This is a genomic window from Psychrobacter sp. 5A.1 (genome assembly GCF_030407455.1).
GTDB lineage: Bacteria > Pseudomonadota > Gammaproteobacteria > Pseudomonadales > Moraxellaceae > Psychrobacter.
Genome location: NZ_JASDDJ010000001.1, coordinates 102,092 through 128,044, shown reverse-complemented (window position 1 = coordinate 128,044; position 25,953 = coordinate 102,092). Strand labels below are relative to the sequence as shown.

The 25,953-nt window shown below is 43.9% G+C and carries 19 protein-coding genes and 1 tRNA gene; 14 read left to right on the top strand and 6 right to left on the bottom strand.

Going from position 1 to position 25,953, the window contains the following annotated elements; all coding sequences use genetic code 11:
• Nucleotides 1-124: 124 nt before the first annotated feature.
• The 3 genes from QL982_RS00470 to QL982_RS00460 all read right to left on the bottom strand — a co-directional run bounded on the left by QL982_RS00470 (nucleotide 125) and on the right by QL982_RS00460 (nucleotide 3,663).
• Nucleotides 125-209, bottom strand: a tRNA-Leu gene (locus QL982_RS00470).
• Nucleotides 210-427: 218 nt separating this feature from the next.
• Nucleotides 428-2,203: a sigma 54-interacting transcriptional regulator gene (locus QL982_RS00465; protein ID WP_290164652.1), complete on the bottom strand. Its 1,776-nt coding sequence runs from the start codon at nucleotides 2,201-2,203 to the stop codon at nucleotides 428-430.
• Between the two features lie 83 nt (nucleotides 2,204-2,286).
• On the bottom strand, nucleotides 2,287-3,663 hold the full coding sequence (locus QL982_RS00460) for an ATP-binding protein (protein ID WP_290164653.1): 1,377 nt from the start codon (nucleotides 3,661-3,663) through the stop codon (nucleotides 2,287-2,289).
• A 135-nt stretch (nucleotides 3,664-3,798) separates the two neighbouring features.
• On the opposite strand from QL982_RS00460, the gene rimO reads away from it, so the two are divergent.
• From rimO to QL982_RS00400, 12 genes are all read left to right on the top strand, one after another.
• A complete protein-coding gene (gene rimO, locus QL982_RS00455) occupies nucleotides 3,799-5,385 on the top strand; it encodes a 30S ribosomal protein S12 methylthiotransferase RimO (RefSeq protein ID WP_290164654.1) in 1,587 nt (528 codons plus the stop codon).
• 172 nt (nucleotides 5,386-5,557) lie between these two features.
• Nucleotides 5,558-6,283, top strand: coding sequence for a UMP kinase (gene pyrH, locus QL982_RS00450; protein ID WP_290164655.1), 726 nt, complete (start codon nucleotides 5,558-5,560; stop codon nucleotides 6,281-6,283).
• A gap of 104 nt (nucleotides 6,284-6,387) precedes the next feature.
• Entirely contained in the window at nucleotides 6,388-6,942 is a 555-nt protein-coding gene (frr, locus tag QL982_RS00445; RefSeq protein ID WP_290164656.1) for a ribosome recycling factor, read from the top strand.
• Nucleotides 6,943-7,203: 261 nt separating this feature from the next.
• Nucleotides 7,204-7,962, top strand: coding sequence for a polyprenyl diphosphate synthase (gene uppS / locus QL982_RS00440; protein WP_290164657.1), 759 nt, complete (start codon nucleotides 7,204-7,206; stop codon nucleotides 7,960-7,962).
• A gap of 248 nt (nucleotides 7,963-8,210) precedes the next feature.
• Nucleotides 8,211-9,020 carry a phosphatidate cytidylyltransferase gene (locus QL982_RS00435; protein ID WP_290164658.1) on the top strand — a complete coding sequence of 270 codons (810 nt, stop codon included), beginning with the start codon at nucleotides 8,211-8,213 and terminating at the stop codon, nucleotides 9,018-9,020.
• Nucleotides 9,021-9,111: 91 nt separating this feature from the next.
• Nucleotides 9,112-10,320 (top strand): 1-deoxy-D-xylulose-5-phosphate reductoisomerase, encoded by a 1,209-nt coding sequence (ispC, locus tag QL982_RS00430; RefSeq protein WP_290164659.1) that lies wholly within the window; start codon nucleotides 9,112-9,114, stop codon nucleotides 10,318-10,320.
• 105 nt (nucleotides 10,321-10,425) lie between these two features.
• Complete coding sequence (gene rseP, locus QL982_RS00425) at nucleotides 10,426-11,802, top strand: RIP metalloprotease RseP (RefSeq protein WP_290190113.1); 1,377 nt, start codon at nucleotides 10,426-10,428, stop codon at nucleotides 11,800-11,802.
• A gap of 263 nt (nucleotides 11,803-12,065) precedes the next feature.
• Entirely contained in the window at nucleotides 12,066-14,480 is a 2,415-nt protein-coding gene (gene bamA, locus QL982_RS00420; RefSeq protein ID WP_290164661.1) for an outer membrane protein assembly factor BamA, read from the top strand.
• A gap of 146 nt (nucleotides 14,481-14,626) precedes the next feature.
• A complete protein-coding gene (gene lpxD / locus QL982_RS00415; protein ID WP_290164663.1) occupies nucleotides 14,627-15,643 on the top strand; it encodes a UDP-3-O-(3-hydroxymyristoyl)glucosamine N-acyltransferase in 1,017 nt (338 codons plus the stop codon).
• Between the two features lie 224 nt (nucleotides 15,644-15,867).
• On the top strand, nucleotides 15,868-16,398 hold the full coding sequence (gene fabZ / locus QL982_RS00410; protein ID WP_290164226.1) for a 3-hydroxyacyl-ACP dehydratase FabZ: 531 nt from the start codon (nucleotides 15,868-15,870) through the stop codon (nucleotides 16,396-16,398).
• 185 nt (nucleotides 16,399-16,583) lie between these two features.
• A complete protein-coding gene (gene lpxA / locus QL982_RS00405) occupies nucleotides 16,584-17,363 on the top strand; it encodes an acyl-ACP--UDP-N-acetylglucosamine O-acyltransferase (protein WP_290164227.1) in 780 nt (259 codons plus the stop codon).
• A gap of 310 nt (nucleotides 17,364-17,673) precedes the next feature.
• Nucleotides 17,674-19,026 (top strand): sodium-dependent transporter, encoded by a 1,353-nt coding sequence (locus tag QL982_RS00400; protein ID WP_290164228.1) that lies wholly within the window; start codon nucleotides 17,674-17,676, stop codon nucleotides 19,024-19,026.
• Between the two features lie 124 nt (nucleotides 19,027-19,150).
• Here QL982_RS00400 and tgt read toward each other — a convergent pair whose 3' ends face one another.
• On the bottom strand, nucleotides 19,151-20,302 hold the full coding sequence (gene tgt, locus QL982_RS00395) for a tRNA guanosine(34) transglycosylase Tgt (protein WP_290164229.1): 1,152 nt from the start codon (nucleotides 20,300-20,302) through the stop codon (nucleotides 19,151-19,153).
• Between the two features lie 302 nt (nucleotides 20,303-20,604).
• On the opposite strand from tgt, the gene QL982_RS00390 reads away from it, so the two are divergent.
• Nucleotides 20,605-21,198 (top strand): heme-binding protein, encoded by a 594-nt coding sequence (locus QL982_RS00390; protein WP_290164230.1) that lies wholly within the window; start codon nucleotides 20,605-20,607, stop codon nucleotides 21,196-21,198.
• Between the two features lie 64 nt (nucleotides 21,199-21,262).
• Here QL982_RS00390 and asd read toward each other — a convergent pair whose 3' ends face one another.
• Complete coding sequence (gene asd / locus QL982_RS00385) at nucleotides 21,263-22,396, bottom strand: aspartate-semialdehyde dehydrogenase (protein ID WP_290164231.1); 1,134 nt, start codon at nucleotides 22,394-22,396, stop codon at nucleotides 21,263-21,265.
• A gap of 478 nt (nucleotides 22,397-22,874) precedes the next feature.
• Between asd and QL982_RS00380 the strand changes: the two genes are divergently transcribed.
• Nucleotides 22,875-23,990: an endonuclease/exonuclease/phosphatase family protein gene (locus QL982_RS00380; protein WP_290164232.1), complete on the top strand. Its 1,116-nt coding sequence runs from the start codon at nucleotides 22,875-22,877 to the stop codon at nucleotides 23,988-23,990.
• A 523-nt stretch (nucleotides 23,991-24,513) separates the two neighbouring features.
• Here the strand turns inward: QL982_RS00380 and QL982_RS00375 are convergent.
• Nucleotides 24,514-25,908: a peptidylprolyl isomerase gene (locus QL982_RS00375; protein WP_290164233.1), complete on the bottom strand. Its 1,395-nt coding sequence runs from the start codon at nucleotides 25,906-25,908 to the stop codon at nucleotides 24,514-24,516.
• Nucleotides 25,909-25,953: the final 45 nt, after the last annotated feature.

Sequence of the window (25,953 nt, the reverse complement as noted above, 5' to 3'; positions counted from 1 at the left end):
ACCTATTAATCTAACAAATTGTATTGTAATTTCTTTATATTTTTAATTGGATTAAATTCCAGACACAAAAAAACCTGCTAAGAAGCAGGTTTTGATATTTGGTCTAAGATGTACTATCCGAAAATGGTGGGGCTGGAGAGACTCGAACTCTCACACCTTGCGGCGCCAGAACCTAAATCTGGTGCGTCTACCAATTCCGCCACAGCCCCATTTTCGTTACTCTATCATTATTAGCGTTTAAACTCAAACACAACGTAGATAGTTAACTGATTCGGTAGTGCGTCTCAGTGGTTGGCTATTATATAGAGTTTGAATAGTTTGGCAACCCCTATTTGCAATTATTTTTAATTAATTGACATTTATTTTTGATTTATATTTTAAGTAATTGATATTAATGGATATTTGATTTTACGTCTTAGGCCTTTATTTATTCTTTAGTGGGTACTCTTGGGGGAGAGATGTCTAACTGCTGTATTTTGCGAGTCAGAGTATTGCGCCCCCAACCAAGTAAGCTCGCTGCTTCTATCTTTTTGCCGCCACTATGATTGAGTGCAGCCGTTAATAACACGCGCTCAAACTCAGGTGTTGCGGTTTGCAAAATATCAGTTTCCCCCGTGTTTAGCGATTGTTCCGCCCAATCGGCCAATGCTTGCTGCCAGCTTTGGCTTTTAGGGAGATACGTATTTTGACTGTTTTGATGGTGGCCGTTTTGGTTTTGATTATTGACGGCATCACTGTTTTGTACTGAATGACCTTGAGAGATTTCTTCTGATGAACGGTGTTCTGCATACGTCGCTGCATTAGACGGAATGTTTTCGAGTAGCTCTGGCGGCAGATCTGCTGTCATCACTGTTTCGCCAGTGGCCATCACCGTCAGCCATAAACAGACGTTTTCTAGTTGACGTACATTACCGCGCCAGTCAAATGTCTGCATAATTTGCAATGCGGCAGGATGTAAGTGCTTTGGTGTGGTATTCATTTGCTCTGCGGCGGACTGCATAAAGTAGGTGGCCAATGCAGGAATGTCTTCAGGCCGTGTGCGCAGTGGCGGTAGGGGCAAACGAATGACATTGAGGCGATAAAATAAGTCTTCGCGGAATCGGCCTTGTTTTACTAACGCTTCTAAGTTTTGATGGGTGGCTGCGATGATACGTACATCTACCTTTATCGGCTGCTGACCACCAACACGATAAAACTCGCCATTGGCCAATACTCGTAATAGTCGCGTCTGAGTACTAAAAGGCATGTCACCGATTTCATCTAAGAATAGCGTGCCTCCGTCTGCCTGCTCAAAACGACCTTGCCGCATCGTTGTTGCACCAGTGAACGCGCCTTTTTCATGTCCAAATAGCTCAGACTCGATCAAATCATGTGGTATGGCTGCCATATTGAGCGCAATAAATGGTTGCTGTTTGCGCGGAGAGTGTTGGTGTAAGGCACTGGCAACCAATTCTTTACCTGTTCCAGACTCTCCAGTGATTAAGACGGAAATAGGCGACTGTGCCAGCCTGCCAATAGCACGAAATACCGTTTGCATGGCTGGTGATTGTCCAATAATGCCGCTAGGGTTTCCATTGTCTTCTGTTTCGATTGCACCTTTGTTCTTATTGTCTTTCGTTGTTTTCTTAGCAGCTGCCGTTTTCGGCTTTATCTGAGTCTCAGGAGGTTGATGGGTAGTTATGCTAACATCGGGTTCATTTGAATGGCTAACAGGAGCTGTTTCTATATTGGGCTGATAATTGATGGCTTTATAAATCGTTGCAACCGCATCATCCAAGTCAAAAGGCTTGGGTAGGTATTCAAAAGCTCCTGCCTGATAGCTATTGATAGCAGAGGTGAGGTCTGAATGTGCGGTCATGATGACAATTGGTAGGTCAGGAAAATGTTGGTGTACCCAGTCACTAAAGGACAAGCCATCCATCATGGGCATGCGAATATCGGTCAATATGACGTCTGGTAATTGATCGTCTGACTCTGGCTGTTTTAAAATATCGTTAAGGCGAGTCCAAGCGGCCTGTGCTTGGGTAAAACTGATAACGGTCAATCCAGCATCCTCAAACGTATCGGCCAACACCATGCGTAGGGCGGCATCGTCATCGATTAACCATAGCGTTGCAGGGCGGTCGCTGGGTGCATTATTGACGGTTACGATTGAGGATGAGTGCTCGCTTTTAGGTTGGTGATTGTCACTATATTCAGTCATGTATTGGGCCTAATGAGCAATGATTGGTGGTATATTGAGGATTGAGCATTATGCAATGCAGCTGTTTTTTGCCGTAATATGGCTTAAGTGTCAGTGATGGGCTGAGTAAAGGGTAGGTATAGGGTAAAGCGGGTTTGCTTATCCTCTAGCGCTTCTGTTGAGCTCACATCAATCATACCATGATGATGGCTGATAATATCTTGGACGATGGATAGTCCAAGACCTGTACCTGCCGCACGGCTGGTGACCATCGGAAAAAATATTTGGCCGATGAGGGCGGGATCGATGCCAGAGCCGTTATCGGTAATGGTAATTTGCATCACTTGCTTGTGCTGCTGCCCTACGATTGTATGCTGAAAGGCAACACGCGTTTGAATATGCAATGTTGGTTGATAATCAGAATGGCTATCAGTTTGCAGAGTCGCTTGTTGTGATTCTTGAGTCTCTTGAGGTTCAGAGAATTTATTCTGTTGCAGCGTTTGTTCGAGCTCAGTCATTGACTCACAAGCATTATTGATGAGGTTTAAAAAAACTTGAATCAGCTGATCTTTGTCAGCGCACAACTCTGGCAATGATAAATCATAATCACGCTGGAGACAGACCTGCGGATACTGATTGGTCACTAAGGTTAAAACATGCTCTAGGGGTTCATGAATATTGAGCGTCTGCCAGTTTGGCAGTTGATTGGAACCAAGGAGCTGCCCAATAAGATGCGTTAAACGGTCCGTTTCCGAAATGATAATATCGGTATAATTACGCAGCTTTTGATTCATTTTTTGCAAATCATGTTGCGTATCAGTGCTGGGATTTGGCAAGCTGTTGCCAGCGATAGAGTGGCTATTAGTAGTAGATACGTCACTGAATTTAATAAATTGCCGTTGCAACAGTTGGGCGGCACCGCGAATACCAGCCAGCGGGTTTTTTATTTCGTGTGCGACTGACCGCAGCATATGACGAGCGACCGTGTACTGCTGCTGCTGGCGTTGCTCCTCAGAGATACGGCTTTGACGATCCTTGCCCCACATCTCAATAATAAAATAAGGCTGCTGTTCGTAGATGACAGGCGTGACGCTATAGTCAACGGACAATGATAAATGACCATTTAGCGGTGTTTTTATGATGTGATCATGATCGATGAAAGGCTGTTGGTAGTTTTGCGCTTGATTAAAACGCTCTGTCAAAGAATAGGTTGGCTCATCCAAATGCTCGTTCTCACTGCCAGCATTATTATCGCTGTCAATAGATAGGCTTTCTTTTGATTTTAATTCATCGGGTGCCAATAGTGTCAAGATGGATTGATTAATCAGTCTGCCACTACTAATGGCGAGCAATTGCTCCGCTTGAGCATTTACCCGCGTAATCGACAGCTCGTCATTGACCCATAAAATAGCCGTGAATAAATGCTGAGATATAAATGCTAGGTCAGGGTTTTTTTTGGTGGTGATAAAATCAGCGTTCATTGATAGTGCCCAAAAAAGTTAGATGCTTAATATAATATTTAACCATAAATCAAGACTATAGAGCGGCAAAACTGGTGATTTTTGCAAAAAAAACGTACAATGCGCTCAGCCAATTTATCTCTAGCAAGGTCAGCCATGTCCAAAATTTCTACCGAGTCAGTGAACACGACAATGACAGCATCTCTGTCAGCCGTAAAAGACACTGCCATTGTCTTTAATCCTGCTGCGCCTACCATAGTACAAGAGCAGAATCAGGCAGATACTAGCCAGCCGAATGCTATCAAAGCCAGCCATCATAAAGCCAACCACAATCAAAACCGTAGTGTTGCCCAAAGCAGTGATGTAACGACTGCGAATGCCACTGCCACGATGCCAGTGAGTGCAGCACCCAAGATTGGTTTTGTGTCACTAGGTTGTCCAAAAGCATTGGTGGACAGTGAGCGTATTATCACTGAGCTAAGCCGTGATGGTTATCAAGTCGCCAGCGATTATGAGGGTGCTGATTTGGTCGTGGTAAATACCTGCGGCTTTATTGAATCAGCAGTACAAGAGTCACTCGATGCGATAGGCGAGGCCATTAGCAAAAACGGTAAAGTAATTGTCACTGGTTGCTTGGGCAAAGAAGCGGACAAAATCCGTGAAATGCATCCAGCTGTATTAGCAGTGACGGGCGCACATGCCTATGACGAAGTCATTACGGCAGTTGCTCAGCATGTACCCAAGCCAAATCGTAGCTTGGACGCCAACTATGATCCAAAAATAGATTTGATCAATGAGGCGGGTATCAAATTGACCCCAAGTCATTATGCTTATCTAAAAATATCTGAAGGCTGTAACCACCGTTGTACCTTCTGCATTATCCCAAGCTTGCGTGGTGATTTGGACTCACGTCCGATTGACAGCGTGATGAATGAAGCAATGGCGCTAAAAAAAGCTGGCGTAAAAGAGTTGCTTATTATCTCGCAAGACACCTCAGCTTATGGCCTTGACCTAAAGTATAAGACCAGCTTTTGGAATGGTATGCCGCTCAAGTCGAAATTCTATGACTTATGCCAAGCATTGAACGATTTGGGCATTTGGGTGCGCTTGCATTATGTCTATCCGTATCCACATGTGGACAAAGTTGTTGAATTGATGGGCGAAAAGAAGCTACTGCCTTATCTAGATATTCCGTTTCAGCATGCCAGTCATCGCATCCTAAAAGCGATGAAACGTCCTGCACATAGCGAAAACACCTTGGCTCGTATCAAAGCATGGCGTGAGATTTGTCCTGATATCGTGATTCGTTCGACCTTCGTGGTTGGTTTCCCTGGTGAGACTGAAGAAGATTTTCAGTGCTTGCTTGATTGGCTGGTTGAAGCACGTCTTGATCGTGTGGGCGCATTCACTTATTCAGAAGTAGAAGGCGCGGTTGCCAATGACTTGCCTGATCATGTGCCTGAAGACGTTAAACAATCTCGCTATGAGCGTTTGATGGCGCTGCAACAAGATATCTCAGCGCAAAAACTGCAAGAAAAAGTCGGCAAAACGTTGATGGTACTGGTCGATGAGATCGATAGCGATGAAAATATTGCTATTTGCCGCAGCTATGCTGATGCGCCTGAAATCGATGGTCATGTTTATGTTGATAACATTAATGCTCAAGTCAAAGTGGGGCAGTTTTTAACAGTCACTATCGATGATGCTAGCGAATACGATCTATTTGCCAGTTATCAGGGGTAGATATTCGATAGGATATGCGAGTGAAAATTGCCCAATGGCGGGCAGTTTTTGCTACAATTAGCGCAATTTAGCCTTTTTAACACGCTTAGCTTTAAGTATAGCGTTGTGGGCAAACTCGATTTGTATTTTACCGATAACTTTCTTTATAATTTCATGATAACAAGGTGACCTCATGTCTGACAAAAACCCGCGTTACGCTCGTATCTTGCTGAAACTCTCTGGTGAAGCCTTAGCTGGTAGCAAAGACATGGGTATTGATACCGAAGTGCTCGATAAAATGAGCCTGTCTATCGCTCACTTGCGTGGACTTGGTGTCCAAGTTGGTATCGTAGTCGGTGGTGGCAACTTATATCGCGGTGCTCAATTACAAAAAGAAGGTCTGGTTGGCCGTGTCACTGGTGATCAGATGGGCATGCTGGCGACCGTTATGAACGGGCTTGCGATGCGTGATGCGCTTGAGCGTCGTAATATCAAAACGCGCTTGATGTCAGCGTTGCCGATTGGTGAAGTCACCGAAAGCTATAGCAGCCGTAATGCGATTCGTTATCTCAAAAACGGCGAAGTTTGTATCTTTGTCGCAGGCACGGGCAATCCGTTCTTTACCACTGATACCGCTGCTTGTTTGCGCGGTATCGAGATCGAAGCAGGCTTGATTTTAAAAGCAACCAAAGTCGACGGCGTTTATGACAAAGACCCAAGTCTGCATGCTGATGCGGTCAAGTACGATGGGTTGACCTTTGATGAAGTGTTGGAACAAAAACTTGGCGTCATGGATTTAACCGCCATTGCTTTATGCCGTGAGCATAATGTACCGCTACAAGTGTTTGATATGACCAAACCCAATGCATTATTAAATGTCATCATGGGCGAAAATGAAGGCACTCGCGTTTTTCATTAATTGATAGAGCGCTGATAGCTAATTTCAGTAAATAACGAATAATTAGTACCTAAATAGTTATTAACAATAAAGAATTTGTCGGTAGCGATAAATAAGGACACACAATGATTAAAGAGATTAAGCAAGACGGCGAAGCACGCATGCAGAAAACGTTGGAAGCGCTTGAAAGCACTTTCAGTAAAGTCCGTACGGGTCGGGCGCATCCAGGTATGCTGTCAGGTGTGATGGTCAGTTACTACGGTTCTGATACACCGCTGAACCAAGTAGCAAGTGTGAACGTTGAAGACTCTCGTACATTACTTGTTCAGCCGTTTGACCGTACGATGGTACAAGCGGTAGATAAAGCCATTCGTGAAGCAGATTTGGGTCTAAACCCAATGACAGCTGATGTGATTCGTGTTCCGATGCCAGCGTTGACAGAAGAAACACGTCGCGATATGCAAAAACTTGCGCGTGGCGAAGCAGAAGGCAGCCGCGTCTCTATTCGTAATATTCGCCGTGATATGATGAACGACATCAAAGATTTGGCAAAAGAAAAAGAAATTTCAGAAGATGATGAGCGCCGTGCTAGTGATGATATCCAAAAAATCACTGACAAATATATTGAAACCATCGATGCTCGCTTAAGCAAAAAAGAAACCGACTTGATGGCCGTTTAATATAGGGCGTGTTTAAAGAAACAGCCTAGTTGATTCTTTGTAGTTTAGCAGCCAATACTTTATTGCTATTGGCTGTTTATTATTGTGCCAACTGATCTGCTCAGAGAAATAACCCTCTACGTTTTGTTCGTTTATATTTTGGGCTTTACAAAAAAACCAACGGTTCAATTGTGATAAATTCGTGAATTATATGGATAGTGCTTTTTAATCGCCGTCGTACACGTTACTATTATTTTACCTTAACAATAAGCAAGCTCGCCTATGTCTACTTCAGCCGTTTTGGCTCCCTCGCTACATCCTCGTCATATTGCTATCATTATGGATGGTAACAATCGCTATGGTAAGGCCAATGATTTAGGCCAAGGTCAAGGGCATATGGCTGGCAAAGATGCGCTCGATCCCATCGTTGAGTATTGTGTCGATGCTGGTATCGACGTGCTGACAGTATTTGCATTTTCCAGTGAAAACTGGCAACGTCCGCCGAATGAAGTGGCGCTATTAATGCAGTTACTTGCATCGACGATTCATGACCAAATGCCGCGCATGAGTGAGTATCATATTCGCTTACGTTTTATCGGTGACCGCAGTCAGCTTAGTGATGATTTGCAAGCATTGATGGCAGATGCTGAAGCAAAAACAGCAGCGTTTGATGCTATGACACTGGTGATTGCGATTAGCTATGGCGGACAGTGGGATATCGCTCATGCAGCAAAGCAGCTGGCTAAGCAAGTGCAAGCGGGTGAATTAAAAGCTGACGATATCGATAAAGAAATGCTCGGTGAGCACGTACAACTAGCAGATGCGCCAGCGGTAGATATGCTGATACGAACGGGTGGTGAGTATCGTATTTCTAATTTCTTATTGTGGCAATCTGCCTATGCTGAGCTGTTTTTTACCCCAACACTATGGCCAAATTTTGCAGCAGCAGAGCTGGCTGCAATGGTCACAGAGTTTGCTCAGCGTCAACGCCGCTTTGGCAAAACCAGTGAGCAGATAGTCAACGAGCAGCAATCGCTTTGAAGTAAACCCTTATATTCACACCATAAAAACTGAGCTTTATTGCCTAAACTTTAACATTTAGGTTTTAGGGGATGACTTTTTTGCGTCTTAAAAGGCTGATACGCTTCTATCAGTGGTTAATGCTACTTGCTTATGAAATAATAAACCGCTTTAATTGGTGTCAATTGCTATTAGTGGGCTATTGTAGATTAGCTGCTATAATGCACCTTTTGACCATACGTTATTCATTATTATAAGGCTCAGTAAGTATGTGGCAACGAATTAAGACGGCAATTGTTCTCGTTATTATCGTTGGTATTGCAATGTTTGCGAGCCAAACGCCCATTTTATTCGCACCGCTTTTGGCCATTGGTGTCATCATCGCTGCTCACGAATGGGCCAAGCTGATGCCAAAATGGCGCCAGCCTGCTGTATTTGTACTATTGGTATTGATTATAACCGTTCTATCACTGATGTTTAAGGTCACGTGGCTGTTCTGGTGGGTGGCCTCACTAGCAATATGGCTCATGGCATTGTCTTGGGTTCGAGTGTTTCCGACACAGACGAAATGGTATGGCAATCAACTGGCGATGATGGGTGTTGTTATTTTGACGGCATCGATTACGGCTATGTTTTATCTCTGGCAATTATCTGCGTGGTGGCTGCTCTATGTATTTTTACTAGTGTGGTGTGCAGATAGTGGCGCTTACTTTGTGGGGCGTAAGCTTGGCCGCCGAAAAATGGCACCAAATGTCTCACCTAATAAGAGCATGGAAGGGTTGGCTGGTGGCCTCGTGACAGGGCTGCTAGTTGTGGGTGCTATCAGTGTCTTTAAGCTACAGTTGACGGGAGTCCCGTTGATTGCCTTTGTCGCACTATCAGCGCTGACCATTCTTGCTTCTGTACTTGGGGATTTGTTTGAGTCGATGCTCAAACGCCGTGCTGATGTGAAAGATTCAGGGACTATTTTGCCAGGCCATGGTGGTATCTTGGATCGTATCGATTCGCTATTGTCTGCCACCCCGATATTTGCACTGGGTTTTTGGGCGCTACAACAGCTTGGTTTAATAGTGGTTTGACCATAATATGGTTCGCGCGGTTGATGCTGTAGCGGCCTTATCGTGGACAGACAATATTCTCTTTTTTATTTTTTAAGTATCATGGGCATTGATGGTTATGACGCAACGCATCGCCGTACTAGGCGCGACAGGCTCGATTGGCGATAGCACGCTAGCAATATTGGCGGCGCAACCGCATACTTACGAAGTCTACGCTTTGTCAGGCTATCACCGTTTGGATAAGTTGTTTACGCTTTGTCAGCAGTTTTTGCCCAAGCGCGTTAGCGTGCCGATGACAGCAGTGGATGATTTTGCTAAACGACTCTGTGCGGTAGGTCTTGATATCGATGTCGTCGGTGGCGACGCAGGACTGGTCGATATTGCCACTGACTCGCAGACGGATACTGTCGTAGCAGCGATCGTAGGTGCAGCTGGTCTGCCGTCTACTTTGGCTGCAGCACGCGCAGGCAAGCGTATTTTACTTGCCAACAAAGAAGCACTGGTGATGGCAGGGCAGATCATGATTGACGCGGTAAAAACGCATCATGCGACCTTGCTGCCTCTTGACTCTGAGCACAATGCTATTTTTCAGTGTTTACCCCTCGCTATTCAGCAAGACAATACTCAAATTCACCAACCAAATCATGGTGTCCGCAAACTGTGGCTAACCGCCTCTGGTGGGCCATTTTTGCAACAATCCTTTGATCAGATGCAACAAGCAAGCGTCGCCGAAGCAGTCAAACATCCAAACTGGTCAATGGGTCAAAAGATATCTGTCGACTCTGCAACGATGATGAATAAGGGGCTTGAACTAATAGAAGCTTGCCATTTATTTGATTTGCCTGAAGATAAGATAAACGTGGTCATTCATCCGCAAAGTATCATTCACTCGATGGTAGAATATAGCGATGGCAGCTTTTTGGCACAGCTGGGCAGTCCAGATATGAAAACCCCAATTGCCCATGCGCTCAGTTACCCCGATCGAATTGAAAGCGGTTCGCAGCCATTAGATTTATACGCACTCAGTGGCTTGGAATTTATTGAACCTGATTTGCAAAAATTTGCGTGTTTGCGCCTTGCTCGTCAAGCGATGCAAGCAGGTACGCAAGCGACTATTGTACTCAATGCTGCTAACGAAATAGCAGTGGCTGCGTTTCTTAATGGGCAAATTCGCTTGACTGATATTGCTGATATTAATGAGCAAGCCTTAAATGACATACAGATGCCACCATTAAGTGATACTGCTGACATCGAAGATATATTGGCAATTGACAAGATTGCACGTCATCTTACTGACAAGCTGGTGGCAAGGTTGGCATAATCGTAGTGAGTATCACTCAGGGCGTGTTATCAATGTGCTCACTGATGACACGGCCTAGTGAAGATGTGACTGAAAAATGCTGAAAAATCATACTGAGAAAAGATCATGACGTTTTTATTAACGCTGTTGGCGGCAATATTTGTCTTAGGTCCGCTCATTGCTTTACATGAGTGGGGACATTACATTGTGGCACGGCTTTGCGGTGTCAAAGTGCTCACGTATTCTATTGGTTTTGGCCCCAAATTATTTGGCTGGACCAGCAAAAAAAGCGGCATTGATTATCGTATCTCAGCGTTACCGCTTGGCGGCTATGTCAAAATGCTGGATGAGCGTGAAGGCGAAGTAGCGGAAGATGAACAGCATCTAGCGTTTAATCGTCAGCATCCGCTAAAGAAGATAGCGATTGCCGCAGCTGGCCCTCTCATGAATTTTGTGATTGCTATTGCACTATTTTGGGTATTGTTTATGACCCCATCTGAGCAATTGGCCACCAAGATTGGTCAAGTATTACCAGATACGCCTGCTGCGATGGCACAACTACCAGTCGGTGATAAAGTTGTCGCGATTGATGGTCATGACGTACAAACATGGGAAGGCATCAATTATCGCCTCGCTGGACGTATGGGTGAGACAGACAATGTGAGTATCACGCTACAGTCGGATGCCCAAACCAATCAGGCGATCAAAACATATCAAGCACCCGTTACCCAGTTTATGCAAGGCGATGCGCAAGGCAAAGATGCATTGACCAGCTTTGGCATGTTACCGTGGCAGCCACATATTAGGCCAATTGTGGGTGATTTGGCTGCTGATGGCGCTGCTAGCCGTCAAGGATTAAAAGTTGGCGATCGTATTACGGCTATCAATGACGACGCTATTGAAGACTGGATCAGTGCCACGCGTATCATCCGTGATAATCCTGAAACGCTACTGAATTTTACCGTGTTGCGTGAGGATAAGCCTGTACAGCTTCAGATCATGCCACAAGGTAAAAAAGACAATTTGGGTAACGATTATGGACAAATTGGTGCGATGGTGGCCCAGTCTGAAATTGTTATTCCTGATGATTACAAAACAACGGTCGTCTATGGCCCTAGTGAGTCATTGATCAAATCATTTGAGAAAACTGAGCAGCTTGCAATCATGACAGTCAGTTCAATGGGAAAAATGCTGTCAGGTATGATTGGTTTAGATAACCTGTCAGGGCCAATTACGATCGCTAAAGTCGCCAAACAGAGCTTTGATATCAGTTGGCAAATGGTATTATCAACCGCCGCTTTGATCAGTTTGAGTCTGGCCGTTCTAAATCTTTTGCCCATCCCCGTATTGGACGGTGGTCATATCGTTTATCATTTTATCGAGCTGATCCGTGGTAAGCCGTTGTCCGAAGGGGTACAGATGGTCGGTCTAAATATTGGTTTACTCTTGCTGGCAGGTTTCATGGTGTTAGCAATTGGTAATGATATTAGTAGGCTGTTTTGATTGATTAATAGATAATATAGCTGATAAAGCAAGATGTACTAATGGTTTTACGCCTACTGCAGGCTGATTATTGCTATCATAAGCTCGCTACTTTGTATCGTAGCCTCTGTACTAATCGTAATTTTTAGTTTATTTTGTGATGCAATTTATATAAAGTGTTCTGAGTTACCTGTGCATAGGTTTATAACTTCATGTGAAATGGGTTAGACAATACATGCTTTTTAACTTAACTTAAGCAATTTTTTTATTGACGGATAGTGTTTATGCGTACGCCTTTATTTATGAGCGCGGCTGGGTTGCCGTTAGTTGTAGCGATGATGAGTATGCCGGTACAGGCTGCAGAATTTGTAGTGACGGACATCGGTTTTAACGGTCTGCAACGCCTAACCCCTGATAGCCTCTATCCGGTCTTACCTATTACGGTAGGTGATACGGTGAATGATAGTCGCTTAGCTGCCAGCATCAAGGCGCTATATGCCACTGAGAATTTTGCTGATATTCAAAGCCGTGTCGAAGGTGGCAATCTAAGATTTGACGTTGTAGAACGTCCAACCATCGCTGAGGTCAACTTTGAAGGCAACAAGCTCATTCCAAAAGAAGGGCTTGAGCAAGGGCTTGGCAATGCTGGTCTGTCGGTCGGTGACGTGTTGAAACAAGCCACGTTACAGGGCGTTGCCAATGAGCTACAACAACAATATATCAGCCAAGGCTATTACAACAGTAATATCGAAGTCGAGCAAACCCTACTTGATGGGAATCGTGTCAAGCTTGATGTGAGCTTTGTCGAAGGCAAGCCTGCCAAAGTGGTCGATATCAATATCATTGGTAATAAACACTTTAGTAATGAAGACATTAAAGATGTCTTTGCAGTAAAAGAATCTTCATGGACGCGCCTGCTATCTAAATCTGATCGATACGCTCAAGAAAAACTGGCCGCCAGTCTAGAAAACTTAAAAGCACTGTATCAAAATGATGGCTATATACGTTTTGCAGTAGATAATGCTGTGCTCAATATCAGTGAAGATAAGCGCAGTGTGTTTATTGAAGTTAGTCTGAGCGAAGGCGAACAATATCAGTTTGGTGAAGTGAACTTCTTAGGCAAGCCGACTTTTGATAATGATGAATTAAAAGAATTGGTCACCTTTGCGCCCAATGAAAAATATTCGCAAGCCAAGTTGGATGCAACCACTGCCGCGCTAAAGAGCCGTTATGGTAATGAAGGTTATTATTTAGCGCAAATCAGACCAGTACCGCGTATCAATGATGATACCAAAATGGTCGATGTTGATTACTATATCGATCCAGCACGTCCTATTTATGTTCGCCGTATTAACTTTACTGGCAACTTAAAAACGCAAGATGAAGTACTGAGACGTGAAATGCGTCAATTAGAGGGTACACTTGCATCTAGTGAAAAAATCCAGCTATCACGTACACGTCTGATGCGTACTGGTTTTTTTAAAGCCGTTAACGTTGATGTAAAGCCAGTACCAAACCAGCCAGATCAAGTGGATGTTCATTATACCGTCGAAGAGCAGCCTTCTGGTAGTTCAACGATTGCAGCAGGTTACTCACAGAGTGGCGGTGTAACTTTCCAGTTGGACTTGACCCAAAACAACTTTATGGGTACAGGTAATCGCGTCAAAGCAGCACTGTCACGTTCAGAGACACGTGACTCTTATAGCTTGGGGTATACCGATCCCTATTTTACTGAGAATGGTGTTTCTCAAGGTATTAGTGCTTATTATCGTGAAACGAAATATGATGACAGAAACGTCAGCAATTATGTCACCGATGCCTACGGTGCGACACTGAACTATAGCTACCCTGTCGACGAAACCAAGCGCGTTAGTGCTGGTCTAAACGTTGATAAAACGTCAGTACGTGGTGGTCGTTTCCTTGGCATATCAAATGCTCAAGAAATCATCGATGATGGCGGTACAGTTGAAGACTTTACTGGAGAATTTGAAGGCCGTACAGGCTTCAAAAATGACTATCAGTCTTATAACTTATTGTTTGGCTGGGATTACAGTACTCTCGACCGCCCAGTATTTCCAACTAAAGGTATGAGCCATACAGTTGATGCAACCATTGGTCTTGGTGATGCCAATTATCAGAAACTTGTTTATCGCGGCAATGTATATTATCCACTCTATAAAGACTGGATAGCACGTGGTTATACCAAGCTTGGCTATGGTAATGACTTACCATTCTATGAAAACTTCTATGCTGGTGGTTACGGCTCAGTACGTGGCTATGAATCTTCCACACTAGGGCCCAAATCAGAAAGTTACTATAATGCTATTAATGGTAATACTCAGAATTTGGATGAAGATGTTGGTGGTAATGCACTAGTCAGCTTCGGTAGTGAGCTTATTTTGCCAATGCCATTCAAAGGTGACTGGGCAGATCAAGTACGTCCAGTATTATTTGCCGAAGGTGGTCAGGTATTTGATACTTCTAATAAAGAGGATCGTACTTTTATCAATCCTAGCAATGGGACCGATACAGGTGTGCCACTATTGACTCAAGACAATGACTTCCGCTTTAGTGCGGGTGCGGGTGTGACTTGGTATACGCCAATTGGCCCAATCTCGCTCAGCTATGCTGTACCGTTCGGTGATAAAGAAGGTGATGAAACTGAAAAAGTCCAATTCCAGATTGGTAACACATTCTAAATCAGCAACACCACTCGAATTTATTTGAGCAACTTTAAATGTTGATACAAATAAATTGAGACATCATGAGAGCTTAGTAGGTCGTCAAAACGCATTGTTATTTTGACGACCGTTTCATTTATAACCCTACTTTATTAATAGTCATTATGATAACGATTGAGCAACTTATCACTCGAATTGAGCAGCGTCAGCCTATTGTCAATAAGGCTGAGATGAATACTGAGCAATTGTGCCAGCCATTCAGCAGCGTCGGTAGTTTGACGACGGCCAATCATCAGCAGTTAAGCTTTTTGGCAGATCCTCATTATATCTCTAGTTTGGCCAATAGTCAGGCAGGTGCAGTGTTGGTGACGGCCGCATATCGTGACCAAGTGCCTGCATCATCGATCGCACTAGTCGTCGCAAATCCATATTTGGCTTATGCCAGTGCGAGTCAAATATTCGCCCGTCAATCCTTGGCTAATGGGATTCATCCTAGCGCTGTGATCGCGGATAGTGCTGTGATTGGTGAGCAAGTCAATATTGGTCCTTTTTGTATGATTGGTGACAATGTACAAATAGGCGCACGCAGCTCACTCGCGGCTCATGTGGTGATTGAAGCCAATACTGATATTGGTACGGATTGTGTTATTAAGTCACAAGTGGTCATTGGGCATGATTGCGCGATTGGCAATCATGTGAGATTACATGCGGGCGTGAGCATTGGTTCTGAAGGGTTCGGTTTTGCGCCGACCAAAGACCCTAGTGACACAGGTTGGGAGCGCATCGCTCAGTTAGGCCGTGTGATTATTGGTGATCATGTACGTGTTGGTAGCCAGACCTGCATTGATAGAGGTGCCATCGACGACACGGTGATTGGTAATCACGTGATCATTGATAACTTAGTACAAGTTGCCCACAATGTACGTATCGGTGACGGCACAGCAATTGCTGCCCAAACTGCTATTGCGGGTAGCACTACGATAGGTAAGCGCTGTATAATAGGCGGTGCTGTTGGTATCACAGGTCATATCGAAATTACAGACGATGTCGTTTTATCTGGCATGACAATGGTCACCAAATCCATTAAAATCGCAGGTTCCTATTCATCTGGCACCGCCGCGATGCCGACTGCCAATTGGCGACGTGCTGCTGTACGTTTTCGTCAGCTTGGTCGTAACTAGGGCGTGTCCTCAATTCAATCGATAGTCATCTAAATGGGTTAAAAATGGCTAAATCTTGCCAAACGGCGTCAAATAGCTGACTAATATCTCGATATTATCTGCGCTATTTTCCTTGTTTGACTGCGATTTATCTCATTTTTATCACCATTTTTAAAATGAGGACACGCCCTAATGCAAACACAAACAAATAACAGATATTTAAAACACAGCAAGGAAGCGTCATTATGAGCAGTAACAATATAGATATCCCGACTGATGAAGACGTCAAAAGCTTGGCGGAACAAGGTCTCACGCTACCATTGACGTATCATACTATTAAGCATTATTTACCGCATCGCTATCCTTTTATGCTGGTAGATCGGATTGTTGCTTGCACACCTGGTGAATGTATTACTGGTATCAAAAACGTGACTATCAATGAAGAATTCTTCAGTGGTCACTTTCCTGATGAGCCAATTATGCCAGGCGTATTGATGGTGGAATCAATGGCCCAAGTTTCAGGAATTCTCGGTTTTATTAGTGCAGGTCTGACCGCAGAAGATGGTTATCTATATCTGTTTGCAGGTGTGGATAAAGTGCGTTTTAAACGTCGCGTGATTCCTGGTGATCAGCTTATTATTCGTGCAAAAACTGTGATGCAAAGGCATGGTATTTACAAGTTTGATTGCACCGTTCATGTCGAAGATGAGCTTGCTGCTAGTGCTCAAATTATGATTGCACGTCAAGAGCAACAAAAAATTAATGACACTAAATGACACTAAGAGTGCTTAAATTAGTAGTAAGGTAAAATGTATAAAGAGCGATGTCAAAATCGAACACGCCCTAGTCATCAGTCACATTTAAGTGTAACCACGCAACGGGTATTAGCGTCATTAGCAAAGCTAAAATAGCGATACTTTTTTATTATTTACTCGCATCAAATGATACAAGGGCCCATCTTATGAGTCAGATTCATCCTACAGCACTCATCTCATCGTCCGCACAGATTGATGAGACTGCCATCATCGGGCCTTATTGTATTGTGGGTGACGAGGTATCAATTGGTGCACATACGGTTTTGCATAGACATGTGGTCGTGACTAAGTTGACTCGTATTGGACAATACAATGAGTTTTATCAGTTTTCGAGTATTGGTGAAGATCCGCAGGACTTGAAGTATGCAGGTGAGCGTACTTGGCTGGAAATCGGTGACCATAATACTATTCGTGAGGCTTGTAGCTTACATCGTGGTACGGCTCAAGATGGTGAGTTGACTAAAATCGGTAGCCATAATTTGTTAATGGTCAATACTCACGTAGCGCATGACTGTGTGATTGGGGATCATAATGTACTGGCCAATAATGTTGGCGTTGCAGGGCATGTAACCATTGGTGATCACACCATTATCGGTGGTAATTCAGGCATTCATCAGTTTTGTACGGTAGATGACTATAGTTTGATCGGTGGGGCAAGTCTCATTTTAAAAGATGTGGCGGCTTTTACGATGGTATCTGGCAATCCAGCAAAGACTCATGGGCTCAACGTCGAAGGAATGCGTCGTAAAGGATGGTCGAGAGAAACCATTGATGTGTTGCGTCAAGCGTATCGTATGATTTTTAGATCTGGCTTAACGACAGTGCAAGCGCTTGAGGGATTAAATAGCGAGCTATTACCAAAAGAGCCAAAAATCCAATTGCTTATTGACTCTTTACAAAAGAGCCGTCGCGGTGTGGTGCGCTAAAGATGGGATGGTTTTTTTCTGAAAACCATTGATAGCATTACGGTTTTAATTGTCTAAACGCTTGTCAGTTATAGATAAAATTCTTACGAGCCATAACCAATTGTTATGGCTTTTTATATTTATGAGTGCTTGACTTTTTTGGTCGCTTAGCAGAAACTGAGCGTTTATGGTATTGTAAACAATTCTTTCTTAATGTTGCTGGGCGCTTCAAATCGAGGCGTTTACTAAAGAGTCTCATGGTAAAACTGACTTTTTATGTTGATCAAGGAAGATTATCAGCAACATTAATTGAAGCACGAGGATGGATAAGATGGCTATCAATAAACAAGAACATGCACAGTGGAGCTCAAGTTTTGGCTTCGTGTTGGCAGCAGTAGGATCAGCAGTTGGTTTAGGAAATATATGGAAATTCCCATATATGGTTGGTGAAAGCGGTGGTTCAGCATTCGTCATCGCTTATTTATTCTGTATCGCGCTGGTCGGTTTTCCGATATTGGTTGCTGAGTGGCTGATTGGTCGCCGTGGTCAAAAGAACCCAGTCAATACGTTCGCAGATGTCGCAGCCAGCGAAGGTAAGTCACGTAGTTGGGGTATCATTGGTGCTTCAGGTATCTTAGGTGGCTTCCTGATTCTATCGTTCTATAGTGTCATCGGTGGTTGGGCGCTTAACTATATTACTAAAGTCGCTTCAGGCAGCTTTGCAGGTCAAGATAGTGATTCTGTCGCTGCAACCTTTGATGCCATGCTCGCGTCAGCAGGTACATTGACGATCTGGCACACGGTCTTTATGATTTTGACAGCAATCATCGTTGGTATCGGTGTGACCAGTGGTATCGAAAAAACAGCCAAAGTTTTGATGCCATTATTGGGTGTGATTCTTTTCGTTATCGTTGGTTATAACGTCATGAATGGCGGATTTGGTGAGGCAGTGGCTTACTTGTTCACACCAGATCTTAGCAAATTGACTTCTGATGTTATGCTGGCGGCACTAGGTCATGCTTTCTTCACGCTATCAATTGGTATGGGTATCATGGTTGCCTATGGTTCATACTTGGGTCGTGAAGTGAACCTACTCAAAACAGCACGTACGGTTGTTATTTTGGACACGGTTATTGCGTTGGCCGCTGGCCTAGCGATTTTCCCAATCATCTTTAGCAATGGTCTAGATCCTGCGTCAGGCCCTGGTCTTATCTTTGTGAGCTTGCCGATTGCTTTCGGTAGCATGGGTGCCGGTACGATTATTGGTACGTTGTTCTTCTTACTCATTACTTTTGCCGCTATTACCTCGTCTATCTCATTGCTAGAGCCTACCGTTGAGCTATTAGAAGAGCGTACTCCGATGAGTCGTACGGTAGCGACTATCGTTGCGAGTACTGTCATTTGGTTACTAGGTATCGCCGCATTGTTATCGTTCAACTTATGGTCTGACTTTACGATCATGGGTAATGGTATCTTTGATGTACTGGATAAAATCACCAGTAAGTTCATTCTACCTTTGACTGGTCTTGCCGCGATTGTCTTCCTTGCTTGGAAAATGGATCAAAACAGTATCCAGCAAGAGCTTGGCTTATCTAATGGCGCATGGAAGATTTGGCAAATCGTGGCGAAGTTTGTTGCACCGATTGCCGTTGTTGTGGTATTTGTTACTTCATTGATGGGTTAGTATCCATCATCATTGAATGATTTAGATGTCTGAATCATTCAATGATAAAAGTAGTACACACTAAAAAGGGCCTAAGATTATTCTTAAGCCCTTTTTAGTGTGTCTTGCTAAAGATTAAAAAAGATTAGCGTAAGTTTAGTTCAGGAACCGTTTGACCACGTTTGGTATAGAACTCGATGACAAACTCATCAAATGTGTCTTGTTCAATAGCGTCTCTGATACCCTGCATCAAACGTTGGTAATAGCGCAAGTTATGAATGGTCGCTAGCTGAGCGCCTAGCATCTCTTTGCACTTATTCAGGTGGTATAGATAAGCGCGGCTAAAGTTTTGACAAGTATAGCAATCGCATTCAGGGTCTAATGGGCCTTCATCGTTACGATACTGGCTATTACGGATACGTACCACCCCAGCATTGTCTGTATCGCCTGTCACGAAGTAATGACCGTTACGCGCGTTGCGAGTTGGCATGACGCAATCAAACATGTCTACACCGCGGCGTACCGCTTCTACGATGTCTTCAGGCTTACCAACGCCCATCAAGTAGCGTGGCTTATCTGCTGGCATGGCATTTGGCATATAATCCAAAACATCCATCATCTCGTCTTTCGGCTCACCGACAGACAGACCACCGATGGCATAACCGTCAAAGCCGATGTTTAGTAGGCCTTCGAGTGACTGCTGACGCAAATCGGCATACATACTGCCTTGGATAATGCCAAATAGGGCATTGGTGCTCCCCAGTTTTTTGTGCTCATCAACACAGCGCTGTCCCCAACGTAGAGAGAGCTCTAACGACTTTTTTGCTTCATCGTGAGTTGCTGGATAAGGCGTACATTCATCGAACTGCATGACGATGTCTGAATTTAAGCTGTACTGAATTTGCATGGATTTTTCTGGAGAGAGAAATACCTTAGCACCATCGATAGGCGATTTAAAATTGACACCTTCTTCGGTGATTTTACGCATGGCGCCAAGGCTAAATACTTGGAATCCGCCTGAATCAGTCAGAATGGGCTTGTCCCAATGCATGAACTTATGCAAGCCACCAAACTTATCAATGACCTCAGTGCCTGGGCGTAACCATAAATGAAAGGTATTGCCTAAAACGATATCAGCACCGATGGCTTCGATATCACGTGGCAGCATGCCTTTGACCGTACCATAAGTACCAACTGGCATAAAAGCAGGCGTTTGCACGTCGCCATGATTGAGATGAACTGTACCACGGCGTGCACGCGTTTCACCGCTGGCCGTTTTATGTAAGACAAATTGCATATGATAACCGCTATTTAAGCTATGAAAATGGCACTAATTATAGCATTGTTAGCGTTTTTTTTGGACATAGATATTTAATGTCATTGAGATGCGGTCAACACGCCCTAATGTCACTTTGCCATAACTAAAAAACACAGACAGTACCTCAAAAGATACAGACAGCGCTGATGGTCAGTTGGTAAAGTAGAAGTCATACAGGTGAGATAAGACTCACCAGCCATGATTTGAGAGATTGGAGACATACTATGAAAAAGGCAGTCTACTTATTATTAAGTGGTTCATTATTGATATCAGGAGGGGCTATGGCTACCGAAGAACCAGATTATACTGTGTTGTCGCAAGTGGATGACTTTGAGCTGCGTCGTTATGATGAGCAACTAGTAGCGCAAACGTGGGTAAGTGGTGACCAAGATTCGGCCAGTCGTGAAGGGTTTAAGGTTTTAGCGGACTATATTTTTGGTAATAACACAGCATCCAGTGGAGGCAGTAGTAAAATTAGTATGACAGCGCCTGTCACGATGCAAGCTGATAGCAAAGAAAGTGGGAATGAGTCACAGAAAATTGCCATGACGGCACCAGTGAGCATGCAGCAGGATAATGGCAAATGGCGCGTGCAGTTCACTATGCCTAGTCAATACACTATGCAAACGTTACCTAAGCCGAACAACCCAAATGTTGAGATTATAGAAGTGCCTGCACAGACTTATGGTGTGATTAAGTTCTCTTGGTTAGCAGGAGAAGAAAAAGTAGCGACGAAAACCGAAGCGTTGCAAACATGGATGCAAAACCAGAATCTGACACCTACAGGCGAGCCTGAATTGGCACGTTATAATCCACCTTGGACATTACCATTTATGCGTCGCAATGAGGTAATGATTGCGTATCAACCTAAATAACAATGAACTCATAAAAAAAGACAGCAATTGCTGTCTTTTTTGTACTTCATTTAAGGTATCTGAGTTAGACGTTTTGCTCACGGATGATATTGAGCATGCGGCGTAGTGGTTCAGCGGCACCCCATAATAGCTGATCACCAACGGTAAAGGCACCTAGATATTCAGGGCCCATATTGAGCTTGCGCAAGCGACCTAGCGCAACGGTTAATGTGCCAGTCACTGCCACTGGGGTTAGACGATTCATAGTCGCTTCTTTGTCATCTTCGACCAAGTCCAACCACTCATTACCACTGTTTTTGAGTGCAGCTTCGATTTCTTCTAATGGAATGTCTTTTTTGAGCTTAATGGTTAAGCCTTGCGCATGGCAGCGCATGGCACCAACGCGCACACACATACCGTCGATAGGAATCGTACTGGCGGCGTCATTACCAAGGATTTTATTGGTTTCAACACCACCTTTCCATTCTTCTTTTGACTGTTTGTTCTCTAGTTGAACATCAATATAGGGAATTAAGCTACCAGCGAGTGGCACACCAAAGTATTGCTTTGGAAAATCATCCGAGCGCTGGGTCTGAGCGATTTTTTTGTCAATCTCAAGAATGGCACTAGCAGGGTCAGCCAGCTCGTCTTGGACAGCGTCACGTAGCACACCCATACCATTGATGAGCTCGCGCATATTATTTGCACCAGAGCCACTAGCGGCTTGATAAGTCATGGCACTGACCCATTCAACCCAGCCTTTGTTAAACAGCTCGCCGATAGCCATTAGCATCAAGGAGACGGTACAGTTGCCACCGATAAAATCTTTTTTGCCATTGGCTAGGGCACTATCAATCACGCTGCGGTTGACAGGATCAAGAATGATGATGCTGTCATCCTCCATTCGTAATGAACTTGCCGCATCAATCCAATAGCCGTTCCAACCACTATCACGTAATGGTTGATGGACTTTTGACGTATAGTCACCACCTTGGCAAGTAATAACGACATCACAAGCAGCAAGTGCTTCAATATCATGAGCGTCTTTTAGTTGGCTGGTTTCAATACCCTCAAATGTTGGCGCATCACCACCAGCATTACTGGTTGAAAAAAACACGGGTGTGATACCATTAAAGTCATTTTCTTCCTGCATACGTTGTATCAATACTGACCCAACCATACCGCGCCAGCCTACCAAGCCTACTGTTAAATCACTCATGAAATTCAATCCTATTTACAATTATTTGTTGCACCGTTAACCAATAACAATGCCGTGAATAGTACTAAAAAGCAAGGCGTTTTGGCTATTATTTGGTCGTTTTTTATACACTATTAACTATGCCCTCCATAACTTTAAGTTATTACTATTGGAGAAATGCTTAGATGTCTGATGACTCTAAGCATGTGTGTTTCTTAATAAAGTACTCATTATGTTGCGTGAGCTAATATTGTAACGTTTTATGGTAGTTGTCGCATAATCGATACTCACCAGTAGGCGAGTATCTTTTGAAATGCTAAAGTAAGTCACAAGCTTTGTGTTTTTGAATAAATCCTTTTGTCATTAGGGTGTGTTAAACACTCACAATTAGTCTCTGTCAGTACCATGGTCGCATATCAGACACGACTTAAACGAATAATCATTGAATGTCTATCATCATGAGCCTCATTAATATTTCAATCAACGGTTAGTAGCTACTATGGATCTCTCACTATTATATTACGCCTTACAGTGGCTAGCAGGATTCATTGCATTTGTAACAGTCTGGGGCTGGTTACCTCTCGATAATTGGTGGGTACGCGGCGTTGAGTTTCCACGTATTCAAATAATGGTGCTTGGCATCATTGCTTGGGTCGGCATGATAGTATTTTTCTCAGAGTGGGAGTTAGGGCAGTGGATATTGTTTGCTGTACTGAGCGGTACGTTAGCATTTCAGCTGAGAATGATATTGCCGTATACCAAGCTATGGAAAAAGGAAGTTCAAAAAGCAAAAGATAAACCAGAAGGGCAAACGCATCAATTAAAAATAATGGTTTCAAATGTACTGACACCCAATGATGAAACGCAGAAACTGGTCGATTTAGTCGAGCAAAGACAGCCTGATATCTTGATTACGTTAGAAAGCGATAAAAAATGGGAAAGGGCATTACATCAAATCGAATCTGATTATCCTTATACCGTAAAAGTGCCTCTCGATAATCTATATGGTATGCACCTATATTCTAAGCTTGAGCTTATAGAACCTGAAATTAAGTATTTGATGATCGATGATATACCTTCTATACATACTCAGTTGCGCTTGCAAGGCGGTCGAGTCATTTGGCTGTATTGTTTGCATCCTATGCCTCCTAGCCCAACTGAGGCCGATAAATCAACGACCCGTGATGCCGAGCTATTAATGGTTGGTAAACATATAAAGGAAAATGATCAAACGGCGATACTGGCAGGTGATCTCAATGATGTGGCATGGTCAAAAACAACCCGCCGTTTTCAGCGTATTTCTGGACTGCTAGATCCTCGTATTGGCCGACATTTTATTAATACCTTTCATGTTAAATACCCTTTTTTGCGTTGGGCACTGGATCATATCTTCCATAGTGCTTGTTTTACGGTGGTTGATATCCAGCGTATGCCGTCCATAGGATCTGATCATTTTCCTGTGATGACTACCTTGCAATATGAGCCAGAAGAGACAAGCAAGCAAGAAGGTAATGGGCCTACTGCCCAAGCAAAAGACATTCAAGAGACAGAGCATAAAATCGAGGAAGGCAAAAAAGAAGGCGAAAAAGTGTCAGAGGCACATAGAAAAGAGTAGCGCATTTTTGGTTGATAAGCGATAAGGTTACGGGCTGAAATGTATGGTTATGACGTAAGCATATGCTTACATCAAATAAGGTTTTTAGCTGCTATCGGCACCAAATTCATTGGCCTATAATACAGCCATCAACACAAGGATACGCAAGGATGTAGTGTTGAGACGGTATCAATACAAGCACAGGTCAGCCCGCTGTCTTATACGATACTGTTAATGACTTAGGATGAGTCAACACGGAAGAAAGATAATAACAATAATATGAAGTATTGAAGCCCTGAACCAATCGCCCTAGGTTCGGGGCTTTTCTTTGTGTGTGATTTGCATGAGCTTACAAACGTAATCAAGTTTTTCAATGTTTGGTTACCTCTAGAGTTCAATGTCTAAATGTTTCAACACACCCTATTGATTGCCCCAATAAAAGAAGGGTATATGCCAATGCATATACCCTTCTTTTATTCTAATTTGTCAAATATTTTCGCGAATATCAATATTAACACTCATGTTATTAGCTCATGGTGAGGCATTAGCCAAGTACTTGAATATAAGCACCTGCACGTAGCTCTTGTAACCAGTCTTCTTTGGCTTGAGGTGCTAGGCGTTGGTACAATGCTTGACGCGCCATATTACGGCGGTATTGATCACTGATATCTTGCTGACGCTTACCGTCAACCTTTAAGATATGCCAACCAAACTGTGTCTTAAATGGTGCAGAGTAGTCACCGACCGCTGTGTTTTTCATCGTGGCTTCAAATGGACCAACCATATCTTCTTCACTGACCCAATCAAGATCACCACCGCGCCCTGCTGAGCCTGGATCGTCTGAATAAGTCGATGCCAGACCAGCAAAGTCAGCACCGCCACGTAGTTGCTCGTATAGGTCGTTGATTTTTTGTTCAGCCAGCGCATCAGTTTGTAAGTCATCGACTTTTACTAAGATATGGCGAGCACGCCACTGTGGTATAAGCATCGTGTTGCTGGATTTTTTATCAGCAAGCTTAATGATATCAATACCTTCAGGCGTCAACACAGGGTCACTCACTGCCCCGACGTCTAGCTTGGTAATCTGACTCGACAATTCTGTAGGCAAGGAAGCTGCTTTATGAAAGCCCATGTCTCCGCCTTGTAGCGGGAGAGGATAGCTACCTTGGCTAGCAGTAACGGCTTCAGCGACATTGACGTTTGGTGCAAGCAAGCGCGTACGTAGTGCCTGTGCAACTGTTAATGCCTCTTCACGCTGAGCGGCTGACAGACGGCTATAGTCATCTATATAAGGAACCCGTACATGAATGGTTTGATATTCGTTTTGATTCAGGCGTTTGGCTTCAGGTGATGCCAAAAACGCATCAATATCTTGCTCGCTGATACGTACTCGGCGAGTGATTTGGCGTTGTTGTAACGATTGAATGGCAGCTTCTTCAATCAACTGAGCACGTAGCGTCGCGTAACTACCAGGTCGTGCTGCATCTAAACGTTGCTGCAATGCTGAGATGCTATTCACTCCTTCAGATTGAGCAATTTGGCTTAGACGCTGGTTGATATCAGCTTCATCGGGAGAGACGCCAGTGCGTTTCACCATGGATAGCTGCAATTCACGCAAAATAAGTGCGTTCAGTACTTCAGACTGTAATTGTGCTGAGTTTGCAATAGGCTCTCCAGCAGCTTTCGCACGAGCTTGGGTTTGCGTAATAGCATCAATCAGCTCACTCTTTAAGATAGCGTTTTCATTGACTAAGGCAATAATACCGTCTGTACTAGTGGCAGGCGTCAAACGATTAACGGAGCTTTGCGCAGCAGTGGTTGACGCTTGTGCTGTTGCAGGTTTGACAGTAGCCGCTTGGGCACTTAACGTAAACGCAAGGCCAGCACTCATAGATAGCAATACCGCTCTGCTGGTCTGGCGTAAAGAAAAAAATCTCATGATGCTCCTCATCAATGTCATTGCATCGGATGGTAGTCGGTCAAC

Coding starts and splice junctions, on each gene's coding strand:
- QL982_RS00400 (WP_290164228.1), top strand. CDS start 17,674: ATGGCTATCAATAAACAAGAACATGCACAGTGGAGCTCAAGTTTTGGC.
- uppS (WP_290164657.1), top strand. CDS start 7,204: ATGTCTACTTCAGCCGTTTTGGCTCCCTCGCTACATCCTCGTCATATT.
- pyrH (WP_290164655.1), top strand. CDS start 5,558: ATGTCTGACAAAAACCCGCGTTACGCTCGTATCTTGCTGAAACTCTCT.
- lpxD (WP_290164663.1), top strand. CDS start 14,627: ATGATAACGATTGAGCAACTTATCACTCGAATTGAGCAGCGTCAGCCT.
- QL982_RS00380 (WP_290164232.1), top strand. CDS start 22,875: ATGGATCTCTCACTATTATATTACGCCTTACAGTGGCTAGCAGGATTC.
- asd (WP_290164231.1), bottom strand. CDS start 22,396: ATGAGTGATTTAACAGTAGGCTTGGTAGGCTGGCGCGGTATGGTTGGG.
- rseP (WP_290190113.1), top strand. CDS start 10,426: ATGACGTTTTTATTAACGCTGTTGGCGGCAATATTTGTCTTAGGTCCG.
- rimO (WP_290164654.1), top strand. CDS start 3,799: ATGTCCAAAATTTCTACCGAGTCAGTGAACACGACAATGACAGCATCT.
- tgt (WP_290164229.1), bottom strand. CDS start 20,302: ATGCAATTTGTCTTACATAAAACGGCCAGCGGTGAAACGCGTGCACGC.
- lpxA (WP_290164227.1), top strand. CDS start 16,584: ATGAGTCAGATTCATCCTACAGCACTCATCTCATCGTCCGCACAGATT.
- bamA (WP_290164661.1), top strand. CDS start 12,066: ATGCGTACGCCTTTATTTATGAGCGCGGCTGGGTTGCCGTTAGTTGTA.
- QL982_RS00460 (WP_290164653.1), bottom strand. CDS start 3,663: ATGAACGCTGATTTTATCACCACCAAAAAAAACCCTGACCTAGCATTT.
- QL982_RS00375 (WP_290164233.1), bottom strand. CDS start 25,908: ATGAGATTTTTTTCTTTACGCCAGACCAGCAGAGCGGTATTGCTATCT.
- ispC (WP_290164659.1), top strand. CDS start 9,112: ATGGTTATGACGCAACGCATCGCCGTACTAGGCGCGACAGGCTCGATT.
- QL982_RS00435 (WP_290164658.1), top strand. CDS start 8,211: ATGTGGCAACGAATTAAGACGGCAATTGTTCTCGTTATTATCGTTGGT.
- fabZ (WP_290164226.1), top strand. CDS start 15,868: ATGAGCAGTAACAATATAGATATCCCGACTGATGAAGACGTCAAAAGC.
- frr (WP_290164656.1), top strand. CDS start 6,388: ATGATTAAAGAGATTAAGCAAGACGGCGAAGCACGCATGCAGAAAACG.
- QL982_RS00465 (WP_290164652.1), bottom strand. CDS start 2,203: ATGACTGAATATAGTGACAATCACCAACCTAAAAGCGAGCACTCATCC.
- QL982_RS00390 (WP_290164230.1), top strand. CDS start 20,605: ATGGCTACCGAAGAACCAGATTATACTGTGTTGTCGCAAGTGGATGAC.